The sequence below is a fragment of the Frankia sp. AgB32 genome (genome assembly GCF_023243045.1).
Taxonomy (GTDB): Bacteria; Actinomycetota; Actinomycetes; order Frankiales; family Frankiaceae; genus Frankia.
On sequence record NZ_JALKFX010000031.1, the window covers coordinates 18133 to 34708 of the forward strand.

A 16576-nucleotide genomic window follows, 5' to 3' on the forward strand; every position below is an offset into this window, starting at 1 on the left:
CTCGGTGTTTTGCCGGTTCCGGGGCCGAACCGCAGCGCCCGGAAGCTACTTCGGCAAGTGTACAGGCTCCGTGTCGGACCCGGCCGAGCCCCCCTGACTGGGCAGGATGGACTCGGACAGTCCCGATCCGGTGGCGCCGACCTTACCAGGCAGCAGCGGACCGGCGTTGTGCTCGGTGAGGCGGAACCCGCCCTCGACGAGGCGCAGCAGGGACCACCGGCAGTTCGCCAGCGGTCCGAAGTGCCACCACAGCTCCGGCGGCAGCCCCAGCACGTGGCCGATCAGGGATCGGCCGGTGCCACCGTGCAACACGAAGACGATGAGGCCGTCCGGGGCCGCGGGCAGCCCGTCCGCGCGGATCTCGTCGAGCAGCGCCCCGGCCCGGGCGGCGACCTCCCGGTAGGTCTCGCCGCCGCCGCGCCGCACGTCCTCGCCCGCGCGCCAGGCGCGGTCCTCCGCCGGGAAGCGCTCGGCGGCCTCGGCGCCGGTCAGGCCGGACCATCCACCGAGGTCGATCTCGCGCAGCCGGGCGTCCGTGCGGAACGGAAGCTCGAGACCGGCCGCGGTGTCGCGGCAGCGCTGCAGGTCGGAGGAGACGACGAGCTCCGGGTTCATCGCGCGGATCAGCGGGGCCACGGCGGCGACCTGGGCGCGGCCGGTGACATCGAGCGGCGCGTCGGCGTGCCCCTGGAACCGGCCGGCGTCGTTCCAGGTCGTCCGGCCGTGCCGCCAGAGGAGCAGCCTCATGGGGTGGTTGTCGCCCCGCCGCGCGGGTCGCCCGCCGCCGAGGCGCCGGCGGCGGCACCGACCGTCGCGTCGGTGAACGGGATCACCGGGCAGTCCTTCCACAGCCGTTCCAGCGCGTAGAACACGCGCTCCTCGTCGCTCTGCACGTGCACGACGATGTCGACGAAGTCGAGCAGGACCCAGCGGCCCTCCCGTTCGCCCTCGCGCCGCACGGGCTTGGCGCCGAGCTGCCGCAGCTTCTCCTCGACCTCGTCGACGATGCCCTTGACCTGGCGTTCGTTGGCGGCGGAGGCCAGCACGAAGCAGTCGGTGATGGCGAGGCGCTCGCTCACGTCGAGGACAAGCAGCTCGTGGCCGAGCTTGTCGGCCGCGGCCTGGGCGGCGGCGAGGGCAAGCTCGACGGCTCGCGGGGAAGCGGTCACGCTCGGGTTCTCTCCTGGATGCCGGCGTGCGCGGGCGGGTCACGTCGGGCTGCCCACGCGCCGCCCGCGGATCGGGCGGCTGGGTCCAGCGTGACACATCCGCGCGCGGGCAGGGCACCCATCAGGCCGGCGATGCACCGAAACCCGTGCTATACGGGCCTGCGATACACGTCAGTCGGCGCGTACCGGTCAGTCCGGGGACTGGTAGAGATGCCGTTTGGCGATGTAACGCACGACCCCGTCCGGGGTGAGATACCAGATCGGCGCACCGCGCCCGACCCGCTCCCGGATGTCGGACGAGGAGATCGCCAGGGCGGGCACCTCCAGCAGGCTCACCGTGTCCGGCGGCAGGGTGGCGTCGAGCGCGAGCTGGTAGCCGGGGCGGCTGACACCGATGAAGTGGGCCAGGGCGAACAGCTCGCGGTGGTCGCGCCAGGTGAAGATCTGCGCGAGCGCGTCCGCGCCGGTGATGAAGAACAGCTCGTCGTCCGGCCGGGAACCGCGCAGGTGCCGCAGCGTGTCGATCGTGTAGGTCGCGCCATGCCGGTCGATCTCGATCCGGCTGACGGTGAACTGCGGGTTCCCGGCGGTCGCGAGGAAGGTCATCAGGTAGCGGTCCTCGGCCGCGGACACGACGCGGTGGACCTTCTGCCAGGGCTGCCCGCTCGGCACGAAGACGACCTCGTCCAGGTCGAACAACGCGGCCACCTCACTCGCGGCCACCAGGTGGCCGTTGTGGACCGGGTCGAAGGTCCCGCCCATCACACCGAGTCGCACCTGTCGGACCCTAACCCCGCGTGTGTGGCACACGCCTGCCACCCGCGGCCGGGCAGGAGATGTCCCACACCGACCGTCACCGGAGACGATGGCTGTCACCAGCGCAGACCCTCCCGATCCGCGGCGGCGGACCGGGACGGACCGGCCGCGCGGCAGGCGATCCCGCTAGGCTGAAGGCAGGCCGCCGGCCAGCCCCGCTCCCGACCGCGAAGAGGCGCCGCCCATGCCGACCAGCCCACGCGCGGGCCAGCCCGCCGCCGCCGAGGACCTCATCGACGTCGACGCGCTCGTCGCCGCCTACCACGACCGCCATCCCGATCCCGCCGACCCGGCGCAGCGGGTCGTGTTCGGCACCTCGGGGCATCGGGGTTCGGCGCTGCGCGGCTCGTTCAACGCCGACCACATTCTCGCCACCACCCAGGCGATCTGCGAGTTCCGCGCGGCCGCCGGGGTCGACGGGCCGCTGTTCATCGGTGTCGACACCCACGCGCTGTCCGCGCCGGCGCTGGAGAGCGCCCTGGAGGTGCTCGTCGCCAACGGGGTGGACGTGCGGATAGCGCCGGACGGGCAGGCCACGCCGACCCCGGTGATCTCGCACGCGATCCTCGGGCACAACCGGGCGGGCGGGACGGGTCGCGGGGCCGCCGACGGCATCGTGGTCACCCCGTCGCACAACCCGCCGGCCGACGGCGGGTTCAAGTACAACCCGAGGCACGGCGGCCCGGCGGACACGGCCGTCACGAAGGTGATCCAGGACCGGGCGAACGCCCTGCTGGAGGCCGGTCTCGCCGGGGTCGCCCGGGTCGCGTACCCGCAGGCACGGGCCGCGTCCGTGGTGCACGACCACGTCAGCGCGTACGTGGAGGACCTGGCCGACGGCGTCGATCTCGACGCGATCCGCGGGGCCGGCGTGCGGATCGGCGTCGATCCGCTCGGTGGCGCGAGCCTGGTCTACTGGCAGGCGATCGCCGAGCGGTTCAAGCTCGACCTGGAGGTCGTGAACACCGCCGTCGACCCGACGTTCGCCTTCATGACGACCGACTGGGACGGCAAGATCCGGATGGATCCGTCCTCGCCGTACGCGATGGCCTCGCTGCTGCGCCTGGCCGGCTCGTTCGACGTGGCGCTCGCCAACGACGCCGACGCGGACCGGCACGGCGTCGTCACCCCCGGCGCGGGCCTGCTGAACCCGAACCACTTCCTGTCGGCGGCGATCGACTACCTGTTCGGCCACCGCGACGGCTGGCCGGCGGGCGCGGCGATCGGCAAGACGCTGGTGAGTTCCAGCATGATCGACCGGGTGGGCGCGGGTCTGGGCCGGCCCGTTGTCGAGGTGCCGGTCGGCTTCAAGTGGTTCGTCGCCGGGCTCACCGACGGCACGCTGGGTTTCGGCGGGGAGGAGAGCGCGGGCGCCTCGTTCCTGCGCCGCGGTGGCGGAGTGTGGACGACGGACAAGGACGGCATCATCGCCTGCCTGCTCGCCGCCGAGATGACGGCGGTCACCGGTCGCGATCCGGGCCGGCTCTACGAGGAACTGACCGCGCGCTACGGCGCGCCGGCGTACCGCCGCGTCGACGCACCCGCGTCGGCGGCGCAGAAGAAGGTACTGGCCGCGCTGACCCCGGCGAGCCTTGGCGCAACCATCGTCGCCGGCTCGCCGGTGACGGCGGCGCTGTCGCACGCGCCGGGCAACGACGCGCCGCTCGGCGGGGTCAAGGTCGTCACGGCCGACGCGTGGTTCGCCGCCCGCCCGTCCGGCACCGAGGACGTCTACAAGATCTACGCTGAGAGCTTCCGTGGGCCGGACCATCTCGACGAAGTGATCGCCGAGGCCCAGACGATCGTGGACGCGGCGCTCGCCGGCGGCTGACCGACGTCTCACGGGCGGGTCCCGTCGCGAAGCCGAAACTGTCTCGAGGAGGAGATGTCCGTGCAGGAAGTCCGTGGAGTGATCGCCCGTGCCAAGGGGGCGCCGGTCGAGGTGGCCACCATCCTCGTGCCGGCGCCCGGCCCGGGCGAGGCGGTCGTGCGGATCCAGGCCTGCGGGGTCTGCCACACCGACCTGCACTACCGCCAGGGCGGCATCAACGACGACTTCCCGTTCCTGCTCGGCCATGAGGCCGCCGGGATCGTCGAGGAGGTCGGCGACGGCGTCACCGATGTGGCGCCGGGTGACTACGTGGTGCTCAACTGGCGCGCTGTCTGCGGGAACTGCCGGGCGTGCCGGCGGGGTCGTCCCTGGTACTGCTTCGCGACGCACAACGCCACCCAGCCGATGACCCTGACGGACGGCACGACGCTGTCGCCGGCGCTCGGGATCGGCGCGTTCATCGAGAAGACACTGGTGCACGCCGGCCAGTGCACGAAGGTCGACCCGGCCGCCCGGCCGGCGGCGGCGGGGCTGCTCGGCTGCGGCGTGATGGCGGGCATCGGCGCGGCGGTGAACACCGGGGGCGTCGGCCGCGGCGACTCGGTCGCGGTCATCGGCTGCGGCGGCGTCGGGGACGGCGCGATCGCCGGGGCCCGCCTCGCCGGCGCCGCGAAGATCATCGCCGTGGACACCGACCCGCGCAAGCTGGATTGGGCCCGCGGGTTCGGCGCCACCCACACGGTCAACGCGAAGGAGAGCGACCCGGTCGAGGCGATCCGGGCGCTCACCGACGGGTTCGGCGCGGACGTCGTCATCGAGGCCGTCGGCCGGCCGGAAACGTACAAGCAGGCGTTCTACGCCCGCGACCTGGCCGGCACGGTCGTGCTCGTCGGGGTGCCGACGCCGGACATGACGCTCGAGCTGCCGCTGCTGGACGTGTTCGGCCGCGGCGGCGCGCTGAAGTCGTCCTGGTACGGCGACTGCCTGCCGTCACGGGACTTCCCCCTGCTCATCGACCTCTACCGGCAGGGCCGCCTCGACCTCGACGCGTTCGTCACCGAGGAGATCGCCCTCGACGGCGTCGAGGACGCGTTCGCCCGGATGCACTCCGGCGACGTGCTGCGTTCGGTGGTCCTCCTCTAATCGGTTCAGTGGCCGCCGTGCCGGGGAAAGTGGCGACGCACCGGCCGTCGGGGCAACACAGCCTGCCTTTTCCCGTCACCGGCACGGCGCTCGACAAGGTCATGCCGCGGGTCGGCCGGGTGCCCGCCGCGGGCGCCGCCCTGATGATCAGCCTCGGCCTCGCGAGCGCGTCGTACCACCTGGTGGAGCGGCCGGTGCAGCGGCGCCGGCCCGCCTGGACGAACCCTGGTTCCGGCCGGCTCCCCCGCCAGCGCCCGGCCGGCGTCCCGCCGGCCGCGGCCAGCCCGGTCAGGACGGCAGCAGACGCTCGATGAACTGCTGGAGCTGGTCGACGTTGCGGCATTCGACCATCTCGTCGACCAGCTCGGCGTAGATCTCCGACGCCGAGTCGCCGGAACCCCAGTAGGCGCGCGGCTCCGGATTGAGCCAGTACGAGTGGCGGGCCTGCCCGCACAGCTGGCGGAAGACGTTGGCCGACGTCGCCCGGTAGTTGTTGCGCGCGTCACCGAGGATGAGCAGCGACGTCCGCGGGCCCACCGCGTCGGAGTAGCGCTCGGCGAACACCTCGATGGCCCGGCCGTAGTCGCTGTGCCCGTCGTAGTAGACGAGGTCGGCCTCCCGGGCGATGCGCGCCATCATGTCGCCGAGGTCGAGCCCGCGCAGGAACCGGGTGACCTCGTCGGTGCTCTCGATGAACGCGAACGCGCGGACCTTGGTGAACTGCTCGCGCAGGGCGTGGGTCAGCATCAGCGTGAAGTGGGCGAACGACGACACCGAACCGGAGACGTCGCAGAGCACGACCAGTTCGGGCTTGTGCGGCTTGCGCGGCCGGTGCTTCGTCTCGACGGGCACCCCGCCGGTCGCCAGCGACGCGCGGACGGTGCGGCGGAAGTCCAGCCGACCGTCGCGGCCGAGGTGGCGCCGCGCGGTCAGCCTGGTCGCCAGCCGCCGGGCCAGCGGATACACCTGCCGGCGCAGCTCCACCAGGTCACGCTGGGAGGCGCGGAGGAACTCGACCTGGTCGTCCAGGGGCCGCACCGCCGTGCGCTCGATCGCCTCGACGCCGCGTTCCTCCGCCATCCGGCGGCGCACCTCGGCGGCGACCATCTCCTCGAACGACCGGATCCGGTCGGCGATCGTCTGCCGGGCCGCCCGCTCGGCGAGGCCGCCGCGTTCCTGGTCACCGAGCAGTGCCGCCAGCAGTTCCGCGATCAGGGTCTCGGCGGACATCGCGCGCAGCGCCCGGTAGAGGAACCAGGACCGCCCCGAGCTGCCCGGCGCGGAACCGAACGCGTTCACCGCTCGGCGGGCCAGCGAGCGCAGCGACTCGTCGTCCCCGTCGCGCAGGGCGTCGCGCAGCTCGTCGCGCAGGGCCCGGCGCAGCGCCTCGAGGTCCTCGGGGGTCAGCTCGCCGGGCTCCGCCGTGGCGTCCTCGCCGAGCGCGCCATCGGCGGACTGGTCGGCGTCCGGGTCGTCCAGCGAGACGCCATCCCCGATGCGGGGCGGGAAGTACAGGTCGAACAGCGTGTCGAAGGCCGGCCGGTACAGCGGGCGCTTACACAGCGTCGCGGCGAGCGCCGCCCGCACGGCGTCCCGGTCCAGCCAGCCCAGGGCCCCGACGGCGGCGGCGGCGTCCACCGTCTCGGCGCTGCTGACCGGGATGCCGGCCCGGCGCAGCGCCGCGGTGAACATGACGGTGCGGTCCAGCAGGTTCACGCTGGCGCCCCCCCTGTCGGTCTGGTTCGCGGTCTGGTCCGTGCTGGGATCGGGTCAGTTCGAGCCGAGTTTGAGCTGGTCGATAGCGCGTGCCTGGTCGCTGGCGTGCTTGAGCACAACCCCGAGAGTGGACGCGACCGCGGCCTCGTCGAAGGTGTCGAAGCCGAGCGCGAGCACGGTGTGCGCCCAGTCGATGGACTCCGCGATGGACGGCGCCTTCTTCAGCTCCATCGCGCGCAGCGCGCGCACGACGCGCACCAACGCCTCGGCGAGCTTCTCCGGCAGGTCCGGGACGCGGGAGAGCACGATCTCCTTCTCTCGCTCGGCCGAGGGATAGTCGAGGTTGAGGTAGAGGCAGCGCCGCTTGAGAGCCTCGGACAGCTCGCGGGTCGCGTTCGAGGTGAGGATGACGAACGGCTTGCGGGTGGCGGTGATGGTGCCCAGCTCCGGGATCGTCACCTGGAAGTCGGACAGCACCTCCAGCAGCAGCCCCTCCACCTCGACGTCGGCCTTGTCGGTCTCGTCCACGAGCAGCACGGTGGGCTCCTCGCGGCGGATCGCGGTGAGCAGCGGCCGCGAGAGCAGGAACTCCTCGCTGAAGATGTCGTCGTGAGCCTGCTGCCAGCCCTGCGTGCCGGCCTCACCGGAGCCGGCCTGAATACGCAGGAGCTGCTTCTTGTAGTTCCACTCGTACAGGGCTCGCGCCTCATCGAGGCCCTCGTAGCACTGCAGGCGGATCAGTTCCGCGCCGACGGCGCTGGCCAGTGCCTTGGCCAGTTCTGTCTTGCCGACGCCGGCCGGCCCTTCGACAAGCAGCGGTTTACGGAGCCGGTCGGCCAGGAAGACGGTGGTGGCGATCGCCTCGTCCGCGAGATAGCCAGTGGCGCCCAGACGTTCCCGCACCTCGGCGACATCCGCGAATGCGTGTTCCTGCAGCGACATGGCCACCTTCCGTTCGCATGTCAAGCATCGCCACGTCCATAGTGCCAGGACGCTGGCCAAGGCGCGTCCAGCACATCGCGGTCGACCCGCGGCGCGTGGCGCCGCGGTGTCACCGGACCGGAAACATTTTCGCGCGAACGGCGGCGCTAGTCGATACGTTCGTAGGCAGGCAGTGTGAGAAACTCGACAAATTCCGCACCAAGGGCGGTCTCCTCGAACACCGCCGCCGCGTCCTTCCACCTGCCGCCGTCGAACGCGGCTCCCCCGATGGTGCTCTGGATCTCCGCGAGCACCTCGGCGAGCATGGCGCGAACGAGCTCCGCGGTGACCGGGTGGCCGTCGTCGAGGGTGACCCCGGCGGCGATCCACTGGAAGATCTGGCTGCGGGAGATCTCCGCGGTGGCCGCGTCCTCCATCAGGTTGTCGATGCCGACCGCGCCGGTGCCGCGCAGCCAGCTCTCCAGGTAGCGCACGCCGACGCTGATGTTCCCGCGCAGGCCCGCGGCGGTGACCGAGCCGGGGGTGGCGCGCACGGCGAGCAGGTCGGCGGCGGTCACCGAGACGTCGTCGCGCTGGCGGCCGAGCTGGTTCGGCGCGTCCCCGAGCACCCCGTCGAACACCTCGGTGCACACCGGGACCAGGTCGGGGTGGGCCACCCAGCTGCCGTCGAACCCGTCGCCGGACTCGCGCTCCTTGTCGGCGCGGACCTTCGCCAGGGCGGCGGCGTTGACCTCCGGGTCACGGCGCGACGGGATGAACGCCGCCATGCCGCCGATCGCGTGGGCACCGCGGCGGTGACAGGTCGACACGAGCAGTTCCGTGTATGCCCGCAGGAACGGGACGGTCATCGTCACGCTGTTGCGGTCGGGCAGCAGGAACTCGCCCGGCCGGGAGGCGAACGTCTTGATGGTGGAGAACATGTAGTCCCAGCGGCCGGCGTTCAGGCCGGCGGAGTGCTCCCGCAGCTCGTAGAGGATCTCCTCCATCTCGAAGGCCGCGGGCAACGTCTCGATGAGCACGGTGGCGCGGATGGTGCCGACCGGGAGACCGAGTTCGGCCTGCGCGGCGGTGAACACGTCGTTCCACAGCCGCGCCTCGAGGTGGCTTTCCATCTTGGGCAGGTAGAAGTACGGCGCGCGGCCGAGGGCGCGCAGCGCGAGCGCGTTGCGGAACAGGTACATCCCGGCGTCGAACAGTGCTCCGACGATCGGCTCGCCGTCGACGGTGACGTGCCGTTCGGGCAGGTGCCAGCCTCGCGGGCGGACGACGAGGGTGGCGGTGGTCTCGTTCAGGGTGTAGCGCCGGCCGTCGGGGTTGGCGTGGCTGATCGTGCCGGCGATCGCCTCACTGAGGTTGTGCTGGCCGATGACCATGTTCGACCAGGTCGGGACGTTGGCGTCCTCCAGGTCGGCCATGAACACCTTCGCGCCGCTGTTGAGCGCGTTGATGAGCATCTTCGCGTCGGTCGGCCCGGTGATCTCCGCGCGGCGGTCCTCCAGGCCGGGCGCCGGCGGCGCGACCTGCCACTGCGCGGCGCGCACGGGCGCCGTCCCGGCGAGGAAGTCGAGGCTCGCCCCGGCGGCGATGGCCGCACGCCGGGCGGCGCGGGCCGCGAGCAGCTCCGCGCGCCGGGGAGCGAAGGTGCGGTGCAGGCCGGCGACGAAGGCGATCGCCTCGTCGGAGAGCACCGCGTCGACCTGATCCCCGGTCAGCCCCGGCACGTCCCGCACGACGGAGACACCCTGCGTGCTCACCCCGACCAACCCGCCCATGCCCATCCCCTCACCGTCGGCGCCGCACTCCGCCCTCCAGTGTCGCGGGCCGAGCGGGCGCCCGCACGAGATGCGCCCGCGGGCCCACGCTACGGGCCGGTGTGCGGTCAGCTCACGAGATGACCGTCACCCACGCCGATCCAGGTCGTCGAGGTCAGCTCGGCGAGGCCCATCGGGCCACGGGCGTGCAGCTTCTGGGTGGAGATGCCGATTTCGGCGCCCATCCCGAACCGCTCTCCGTCGGTGAACCGGGTCGAGGCGTTGACCATCACCGCCGCGCTGTCGCAGGCCAGGGCGAAACGCCGGGACGCACTCAGCGAGCGGGTCACGATCGCCTCGGTGTGCCCGCTCCCCCAGCGGCGGATGTGCGCGACCGCGTCGTCGAGCGAGTCCACCACCCGCACGGCCAGGTCGAGCGAGAGGTACTCGGCCGCCCAGTCGTCCTCGGTGGCGGGCACGGCACGCGGGTCGACGGCGCGCACCGCGTCGTCGCCGTGCACGGTGACGCCCACACCGTGCAGCGCCGCGAGCACCCGGGGGAGGAACCGCCCGGCCACGTCCCGGTGCACCAGCAGGGTCTCCGCGGAGTTGCAGACCGAGACCCGGCTGGTCTTCGCGTCCAGCGTGATCGCCACGGCCTGGTCGAGATCGGCCTGCGCGTCGACGTAGACGTGGCAGTTACCGACCCCGGTCTCGATCACCGGCACCGTCGACTCCTCGACGACGGCCCGGATCAGCCCGGCGCCGCCGCGCGGGATGAGCACGTCGACCAGGCCCCGCAGGCGCATCAGGTGCTTGACCGACTCGTGGTCGAGCCCGGGGACGAGCTGGACCGCGTCGGCGGGCAGAGCGACCGCCACGGCCGCGTCCCGCAGGACTCCGACCAGCGCGGCGTTGGACCGCGCGGCGGAGGCGCTGCCGCGCAGGAGCACCGCGTTGCCGCTCTTCAGGCACAGCCCGGCGGCGTCGACGGTGACGTTCGGCCGGGCCTCGTAGATGATCCCGACGACGCCGAGGGGAACCCGGACCTGCCGCAGCTCCATTCCGTTGGGCAGCACCCGGCCGCGCACCACCTCGCCGACCGGATCGTCCAGCGCCGCGACCTGGCGCAGCCCGTCGGCGATGCCGGCCAGCCGGGCCGGGGTGAGGGTGAGCCGGTCGACCATCGCGGGCGCCGTCCCCGCGGCCCGCGCGGTCTCGACGTCCTCGGCGTTGGCGGCGAGGATCTCCGCCGACCGGACCGGGAGCGCCTCCGCCATCGCCAGCAGGGCGCGGTCCTTGCGCTCACGGCTGAGCGGGGCCAGCTCGGCCGCCGCCGCCCGGGCGCGTACCGCCACGTCTCGGACAGCCTCCGCAGAGGTGTTCATCTCGGGATCCTCCGTAAGTGCGGGCGCTGCGGCGCAACCCACTCCTGCGAGGCTACCGGCGACAGACGGCACTCGCCGGGCGCTCGGCGAGCCTGCCGTCCGGCTCGCCGAACAGGTCGGCCATGCAGCGCGCCGCGCCGCCACACCACCGACGCCGGGGCCCGCGACCGTCACGGAGATGACCGGTGCCGACCCCCGTTGCCGGCCGGCGCCGCCCGCCTGCCTACCGTGCTCCCATGCTCGCCCTGCACACCTCCGACTGGCATCTCGGCCGCGGACTGCACGGCCACGACCTGCTGGCGGCCCAGGCCGCGTTCGTGGACCACCTCGTCGAGGTCGTCCGGGCGGAGTCCGTGGACGTCGTCCTCGTCGCCGGGGACGTGCACGACCGGGCGATCCCGCCCGTGCGCGCGCTGGAGCTGTTCGACGAGGCACTCTCGCGCCTGCGCGACGCGGCCGCCCACGTCGTGGTGATCAGTGGCAACCATGACGCCGCCCGCCGCCTGGGCGACAAGTCCGGGCTGCTCGACCAGCGGATCAGCATCCGGACGAATCCCGCCGCGGTGGCCACGCCCGTCGTCCTGGCCGACGCCGACGGACCGGTGCGCGTCTACCCGATCCCCTACCTGGAGCCGACGACGGCCCACGGCCTGCTGCCGGACAACCCGGGCGCCGCTGCCGACGGCGGCCAGGCGGGTTCGGCGGCCTCCCCGAGCCGGCCAGCCGACGATCCGCCCACCGAGGCGGTGGGCGGCCGGTCGCAGGCCGCGACGATGCACCGGGCCATGCGGGCGGTGCGGGCCGACCTCGCCCGCCGGCCGGGAGGCCGGGCCGTCGTGCTCGCCCACGCCTGGGTCACCGGCGGCGCGGCCAGCGACAGCGAGCGCGACATCTCCGTCGGCGGCGTGGGCAACGTGCCGGCAGGCCTGTTCGACGGCATCACCTACACGGCGCTGGGCCACCTGCACCGCCCGCAGTCGATCACTCCCGCGGTGCGCTACAGCGGTTCGCCGCTGGCCTTCTCCTTCTCCGAGGCTACCGACCCCAAGCAGACCCTGCTCGTCGAGCTCGGCCAGGACGGCCTCGTCGGCGTGCGCGGGATACCGGTGCCCGCGCAGCGCCGCCTGGCGGTGCTGCGCGGCACCCTCGCCGATCTGCTCACCGCACCGGCGTACGGACAGCACGAGGCCGACTTCGTCGCCGCCGTGCTCACCGATCCGGTTCGCCCGCTCGACGCGATGACGACGCTGCGTCGCCGGTTCCCGCATGCGCTGCGCCTGTCCCACGAGCCGCCGCCAGGCACCGCGGAGACCCGTTCCTTCGGCGAGCGCACCCGGGGTCGCTCCGACCTGGAGATCGCCACCGCGTTCGTCGGCCATGTCCGCGGCGCGCCGTCGGGCCGCGAACGGACGCTGCTCGCCGAGGCGCTCGGGGCGGCCCGGCTGGCCGAGGACGCGGCCTGATGCGCCCGCACCGGCTGAGCCTGGCGGCCTTCGGCGCCTTCCCCGGGCGGATCGACGTCGACTTCGACCAGCTGGGCAGCGGCGGGTTGCTCCTGTTGTGCGGGGAGACCGGCGCGGGCAAGACCACGCTGCTCGACGCGCTCGGATTCGCCCTGTTCGGAAAGGTCCCCGGCCTGCGAGGCAAGATCGACGGCGGGCCCGACCTGCGCTCCCACCACGCGGCGGCGGACACCTGGCCCTCGGTGACCCTCGAGTTCACGTCGGGTCCGGACCGCTACCGGATCACCCGCACCCCCGCCTGGGAGCGGCCCCGGCGCGGCGGTGGATCGACCCGCGAGCACCCGACCGCGACCCTGCGCCGGCGCACCGGCGAGACCCGCACGCGCGACCACGCGGACGACTGGGAGACCCTCGCCAGCAGGCCGCAGGATGTCGGCCACGAGATCGGCCAGCTCCTCGGCATGTCCGACGAGCAGTTCTTCCAGGTCGTGATGCTGCCGCAGGGACGTTTCGCGGACTTCCTGCAGGCCGGCCACGACGACCGGGAGAAGCTGCTCAAACGACTGTTCCGGGTCAGCCGGTTCGAGTTCACCGAGCAGTGGCTGCGGGATCGAGCGAAGATCAGCCGGGAGGATCTCGCCGAGGCGAGCGCCGCGCTCGATCGTGTGGCCGCGCGCATCGCCCAGGTCGCCGCCGCTCCCCTGCCGACCGCCGACGCGGCCCGGCCGGCGTCACCCGACTGGGCCGCCGGCCTGGCCGGCGCCGCCGCGGCGGCTGCCGGAGCGGCGGCGAGGGCACTCGACGCAGCGCGGACGGACCACGACAGGGCAGAGGAAACGCTCAGACGCACCGTCGAGCTCGGGCGTCGCATCGAACGGCGCCGGGAACTCGCCGCGCGGCGCGACGAACTGGACGCGGCCCGCCCGGCGATGGATCTGCTCGCCGCCGAGGCCGAGGCGGCCCGACGGGCGGCGCTGGTGCTCCCCGCCCTCGCCGACCTGCGCGCACTCACCGACGCCGCGCACCGCGCACGGGAACTGGCCCAGGCCGCCCAGCACCGACTGGACGGCCATCCGGCTGGGCTGGTGCCGTCCGGGCCGCAGCCCCCGGACGGTGACGACGCGGCGACGGACGATCTCGGCGCGGCCGACAGCGCCGGTTCGGCCGACGACGACGGCGGCGAGCGGGACGGGCCGGCTCGGATCCGGCGGCTCACCGCGGCGCTGGGCCGGTCGCACCGCGAGAGCGGACGGCTGGAGCGGCTCGCGGGACTGCTCGCCGATGCCGAGCGGGACGAGCAGGACGCGCAGCAGGCCGACGACAACGCCGCTGCTCATCGCCGTGACGTCGACGTCCTCACACACCGGCTGACCGTCGAGCTGCCGGCCGCGCGCGCCGACGCCGACGCCCGCGTCGTCGCGGGACGCGTGGCCGGCGCGGACCTTTCCCGGCTCACCGAGCAGGCCCGCCGGGCGCGGGAGCTCGCCGGGGCCGCCGCCGAGCACGCCACCGCACGGGCGGCGGCGGACACGGCGGACGGGCTTGCCCGCGCCGCCCGCGAGCACGCGGACCGGCTTCGCCGCGACCGGTTCGACGCGATCACCGCGGAACTCGCCGCGCTGCTCGACCAGGGCACACCATGCCCGGTGTGCGGGTCCCTCGAGCACCCTGATCCCGCCAAGGTGCGGGCCCACCAGGTGAGCAAGGACGAGGAGCTCGCCGCCGGCCGGGAGGCCGACCGGCTGCTGGCCGAGGCCACCACCACGCGTAGCGGCGCCGACCGCGCCCACGAACGAGTGCGCTCCGCGCACGCCGAGCTGACCCGGCCGACCCCGGGTGCCGACCAGGCCGACCAGGCCGACCAGGCCGACCAGGCCGACCAGGCCCACCAGGCCCACCAGACCCACCAGACCGACCAGGCCGACCTGCCCCGCACAGCGCCGGCGCTCGGCGGGCTGCTCGCGGCGGTGCCCGCGGCGTTGACCCAGCTCAGCGAGCTCGCCGACGCCCTGGACGCGGCGGTGGCCGGGTGTGCGGCCGCCGCGGGCGACCTCGCCGACGCCGAACGGGCCGTGGCCGACCTGCGCCATGACGAGACCGAGACAACCGCCCGGGCCGCGGCGAGCCGGGCGGGCGTCGACGCGGCGCTGCGCGCGGCGGCGCAGGCCCGCGAGCGCGCCGCCCAGCGGCTCGCGGGCATCCCGGTCGACCTGCGTGACGGCGCGGCGCTGGCCGAACGGCAGGCCGCGGTCGCGACGCTCGCCGCCGACCAGGAGACCGCACACACCGCCCTCGTCGCCACGCAGCGGGCCGGCGAGTCCCTCCGGCGGGCCCTGCGCACCGCGCTCGACCTCGTCCGCCAGGCCGGCTTCGCCGATCAGGACGCCGTCGTCGCCGCCGGGGGCGACCCGGCCTGGCTGACCGCGGCGGACGCCGAGGTCCGGGCGCACCGGGAGGAGACCGCCGCGGTCGCCGCCGCCCTCGCCGATGACGATCTCGCCGTCGACCCGGACAGCCCCGTGCCGATCGCCGAGCACACCGCGGCAGCCGCGGCGGCCCGCGCGGCACACGAGGCCGCCGTGACGCTCTGCGCGCCCGCGACGAAGCAGGCGGATGACCTGGCCGACCTGCACAACGGCTACGCCGAGGGATACGCGCAGCTGCGCCCGCTCCAGGCGGACGCGGACGAGCTGCACCAGCTCGCCGAGCTCGCCGCCGGCCGCGGTGGGAACACCGAGGGCATGCCGCTGTCGAGTTTCGTGCTCGCCGCGCGGCTGGAGGAGGTCGCGGTCGCGGCCAGCGGTCGGCTCGCCGCGATGAGCGGCGGGCGGTTCACCCTCGTCCACGACAGCACCGAACGCCGCGACCGCCGGCGCCGGGCCGGCCTCGGCCTGCTCGTCGAGGACGCCTGGACCGGCCGGCGCCGGCCGACCGGCACGCTCTCGGGCGGTGAGACGTTTCAGGCCGCGCTGTCGCTCGCGCTGGGTCTCGCCGACGTCGTGACGGCGGAGGCCGGCGGGCGCCGCCTGGACACCCTGTTCATCGACGAGGGCTTCGGCTCGCTGGACGCGGACAGCCTCGACGAGGTGATGACCGTCCTCGACGAGCTACGCTCCGGCGGGCGGCTCGTCGGCCTGGTCAGCCATGTCGCCGAGCTGCGCCAGCGCATCCCGAACCAGATCCGGGTCGTGAAGGGAACCACCGGCAGTCACGTCGAGACGACGTTCGGCTAGCGCGCCGGCAGGAGCAGCACCAGGTCGTCGCGGTGCACGACCTCGCGCTCGTAGGAAGGGCCGAGTTCCGCGGCGAGCTCACCGGTGGACCGGCCCAGCATCGCCGGCAGTTCCGCGGCGTCGAACGCGACCAGCCCCCGAGCAACCGGTCGGCCCTCGGGGTCGACCAGGTCGACCGGGTCCCCGGCGACGAAGTCACCGTCGACGGCGGTGACCCCCGCCGGCAGCAGCGACGCCCGGCGCCGGACGACCGCGGTGACCGCGCCGGCATCCAGCCTGAGCCGGCCCTCGGCGGCGCTGGCGTGCGCGAGCCACAGCAGCCGGGAGGCCCGGCGCGGGCCCGTGGGGTGGAAGACCGTGCCGACCTCGTCGCCCCGCAGCGCCGGGGCCGCGTTCGCCGCGGACGTGATGATCGCACGAAGGCCACCGGAGGCCGCCATCCGGGCAGCTTCGATCTTGGTCGCCATCCCGCCGACGCCGACGCCGGCGGTACCGGTGCCGCGGGCGGTCAGCCCGGCCAGATCCGCGTCCGAGCGGACCTCGCGGACCAGGTTCGCCGGGCCCTGCCGGGGATTGGCGTCGTAGAGGCCGTCGACGTCCGACAGGAGCACGAGCAGGTCGGCCGAGACGAGGTGGGCGACGATCGCGGCGAGCCGGTCGTTGTCGCCGAAGCGGATCTCCTGGGTGGCCACGGCGTCGTTCTCGTTGATGATCGGGACGACGCCGAGTTCGAGCAGCCGGTCAAGCGTGGTCCGCGCGTTGCGGTAGTGGGTGCGGCGGACGACGTCGGTGGCGGTCAGCAGCACCTGGCCGACCCGGAACCCGGCCCGGCCGAAGGCCTCGGCATAGCTGTGGACCAGCGAGCTCTGCCCCACGCTGGCCGCGGCCTGCTGGGTGGCGAGGTCGCGCGGCCGCCTGGTCAGCCCGAGCGGAGCCAGGCCCGCGGCGATCGCACCCGACGACACGAGCACAAGCTGGCCCGCCCTGGGCAGCAGTGCCGTCACGAGCCGGTCGAGTCGCTCGACGTCGAGCCCGCCGGCGGCCGTCGTCAGCGACGACGAACCGACCTTGACGACGACCCGCTGCGCGTCGGCCACGAACGCACGCACGTCTTCCCCACCCTC

13 protein-coding genes are annotated in these 16576 nt (G+C 73.9%); 5 read left to right on the forward strand and 8 right to left on the reverse strand.

Going from position 1 to position 16576, the window contains the following annotated elements; all coding sequences use genetic code 11:
• Positions 1-45: 45 nt before the first annotated feature.
• The 3 genes from MXD60_RS12120 to nadD form a co-directional block, all read right to left on the reverse strand.
• Positions 46-747, reverse strand: coding sequence for a histidine phosphatase family protein (locus tag MXD60_RS12120; protein WP_248819134.1), 702 nt, complete (start codon positions 745-747; stop codon positions 46-48).
• Positions 744-1169 carry a ribosome silencing factor gene (gene rsfS / locus MXD60_RS12125; RefSeq protein WP_248819135.1) on the reverse strand — a complete coding sequence of 142 codons (426 nt, stop codon included), beginning with the start codon at positions 1167-1169 and terminating at the stop codon, positions 744-746. Before rsfS ends, MXD60_RS12120 begins: the two co-directional genes overlap by 4 nt.
• A gap of 189 nt (positions 1170-1358) precedes the next feature.
• Entirely contained in the window at positions 1359-1931 is a 573-nt protein-coding gene (nadD, locus tag MXD60_RS12130) for a nicotinate-nucleotide adenylyltransferase (protein WP_248819164.1), read from the reverse strand.
• A 238-nt stretch (positions 1932-2169) separates the two neighbouring features.
• Between nadD and pgm the strand changes: the two genes are divergently transcribed.
• From pgm to MXD60_RS12145, 3 genes are read left to right on the forward strand one after another with little or no spacing between them, the layout of a single operon-like run.
• Entirely contained in the window at positions 2170-3816 is a 1647-nt protein-coding gene (gene pgm, locus MXD60_RS12135) for a phosphoglucomutase (alpha-D-glucose-1,6-bisphosphate-dependent) (RefSeq protein WP_248819136.1), read from the forward strand.
• 54 nt (positions 3817-3870) lie between these two features.
• A complete protein-coding gene (locus tag MXD60_RS12140; protein ID WP_248819137.1) occupies positions 3871-4959 on the forward strand; it encodes an S-(hydroxymethyl)mycothiol dehydrogenase in 1089 nt (362 codons plus the stop codon).
• A 29-nt stretch (positions 4960-4988) separates the two neighbouring features.
• Entirely contained in the window at positions 4989-5273 is a 285-nt protein-coding gene (locus MXD60_RS12145; protein WP_248819138.1) for a hypothetical protein, read from the forward strand.
• Here the strand turns inward: MXD60_RS12145 and MXD60_RS12150 are convergent.
• The 4 genes from MXD60_RS12150 to MXD60_RS12165 form a co-directional block, all read right to left on the reverse strand.
• On the reverse strand, positions 5248-6675 hold the full coding sequence (locus tag MXD60_RS12150; protein ID WP_248819139.1) for a vWA domain-containing protein: 1428 nt from the start codon (positions 6673-6675) through the stop codon (positions 5248-5250). The two genes, MXD60_RS12145 and MXD60_RS12150, sit on opposite strands and share 26 nt — an antisense overlap.
• A gap of 54 nt (positions 6676-6729) precedes the next feature.
• Positions 6730-7617, reverse strand: coding sequence for an AAA family ATPase (locus tag MXD60_RS12155; protein WP_248819140.1), 888 nt, complete (start codon positions 7615-7617; stop codon positions 6730-6732).
• Between the two features lie 146 nt (positions 7618-7763).
• A complete protein-coding gene (aceB, locus tag MXD60_RS12160; RefSeq protein ID WP_248819141.1) occupies positions 7764-9389 on the reverse strand; it encodes a malate synthase A in 1626 nt (541 codons plus the stop codon).
• Between the two features lie 107 nt (positions 9390-9496).
• Positions 9497-10756, reverse strand: coding sequence for a glutamate-5-semialdehyde dehydrogenase (locus MXD60_RS12165; protein WP_248819142.1), 1260 nt, complete (start codon positions 10754-10756; stop codon positions 9497-9499).
• Positions 10757-10992: 236 nt separating this feature from the next.
• Between MXD60_RS12165 and MXD60_RS12170 the strand changes: the two genes are divergently transcribed.
• Together MXD60_RS12170 and MXD60_RS12175 are read left to right on the forward strand one after the other, a co-directional pair.
• Positions 10993-12219, forward strand: coding sequence for an exonuclease SbcCD subunit D (locus MXD60_RS12170; protein WP_248819165.1), 1227 nt, complete (start codon positions 10993-10995; stop codon positions 12217-12219).
• Entirely contained in the window at positions 12219-15452 is a 3234-nt protein-coding gene (locus tag MXD60_RS12175; protein WP_248819143.1) for an AAA family ATPase, read from the forward strand. Before MXD60_RS12170 ends, MXD60_RS12175 begins: the two co-directional genes overlap by 1 nt.
• On the opposite strand, the gene proB is transcribed toward MXD60_RS12175, so the two are convergent.
• A complete protein-coding gene (proB, locus tag MXD60_RS12180; RefSeq protein WP_248819144.1) occupies positions 15449-16561 on the reverse strand; it encodes a glutamate 5-kinase in 1113 nt (370 codons plus the stop codon). The two genes, MXD60_RS12175 and proB, sit on opposite strands and share 4 nt — an antisense overlap.
• Positions 16562-16576 lie beyond the last annotated feature (15 nt).

Excerpts from the sequence above, each read along its gene's own strand:
- MXD60_RS12155 (WP_248819140.1), bottom strand. The coding sequence starts at position 7,617 with ATGTCGCTGCAGGAACACGCATTCGCGGATGTCGCCGAGGTGCGGGAA.
- MXD60_RS12140 (WP_248819137.1), top strand. The coding sequence starts at position 3,871 with ATGTCCGTGCAGGAAGTCCGTGGAGTGATCGCCCGTGCCAAGGGGGCG.
- MXD60_RS12170 (WP_248819165.1), top strand. The coding sequence starts at position 10,993 with ATGCTCGCCCTGCACACCTCCGACTGGCATCTCGGCCGCGGACTGCAC.
- nadD (WP_248819164.1), bottom strand. The coding sequence starts at position 1,931 with ATGGGCGGGACCTTCGACCCGGTCCACAACGGCCACCTGGTGGCCGCG.
- MXD60_RS12165 (WP_248819142.1), bottom strand. The coding sequence starts at position 10,756 with ATGAACACCTCTGCGGAGGCTGTCCGAGACGTGGCGGTACGCGCCCGG.
- MXD60_RS12175 (WP_248819143.1), top strand. The coding sequence starts at position 12,219 with ATGCGCCCGCACCGGCTGAGCCTGGCGGCCTTCGGCGCCTTCCCCGGG.
- aceB (WP_248819141.1), bottom strand. The coding sequence starts at position 9,389 with ATGGGCGGGTTGGTCGGGGTGAGCACGCAGGGTGTCTCCGTCGTGCGG.
- pgm (WP_248819136.1), top strand. The coding sequence starts at position 2,170 with ATGCCGACCAGCCCACGCGCGGGCCAGCCCGCCGCCGCCGAGGACCTC.
- MXD60_RS12120 (WP_248819134.1), bottom strand. The coding sequence starts at position 747 with ATGAGGCTGCTCCTCTGGCGGCACGGCCGGACGACCTGGAACGACGCC.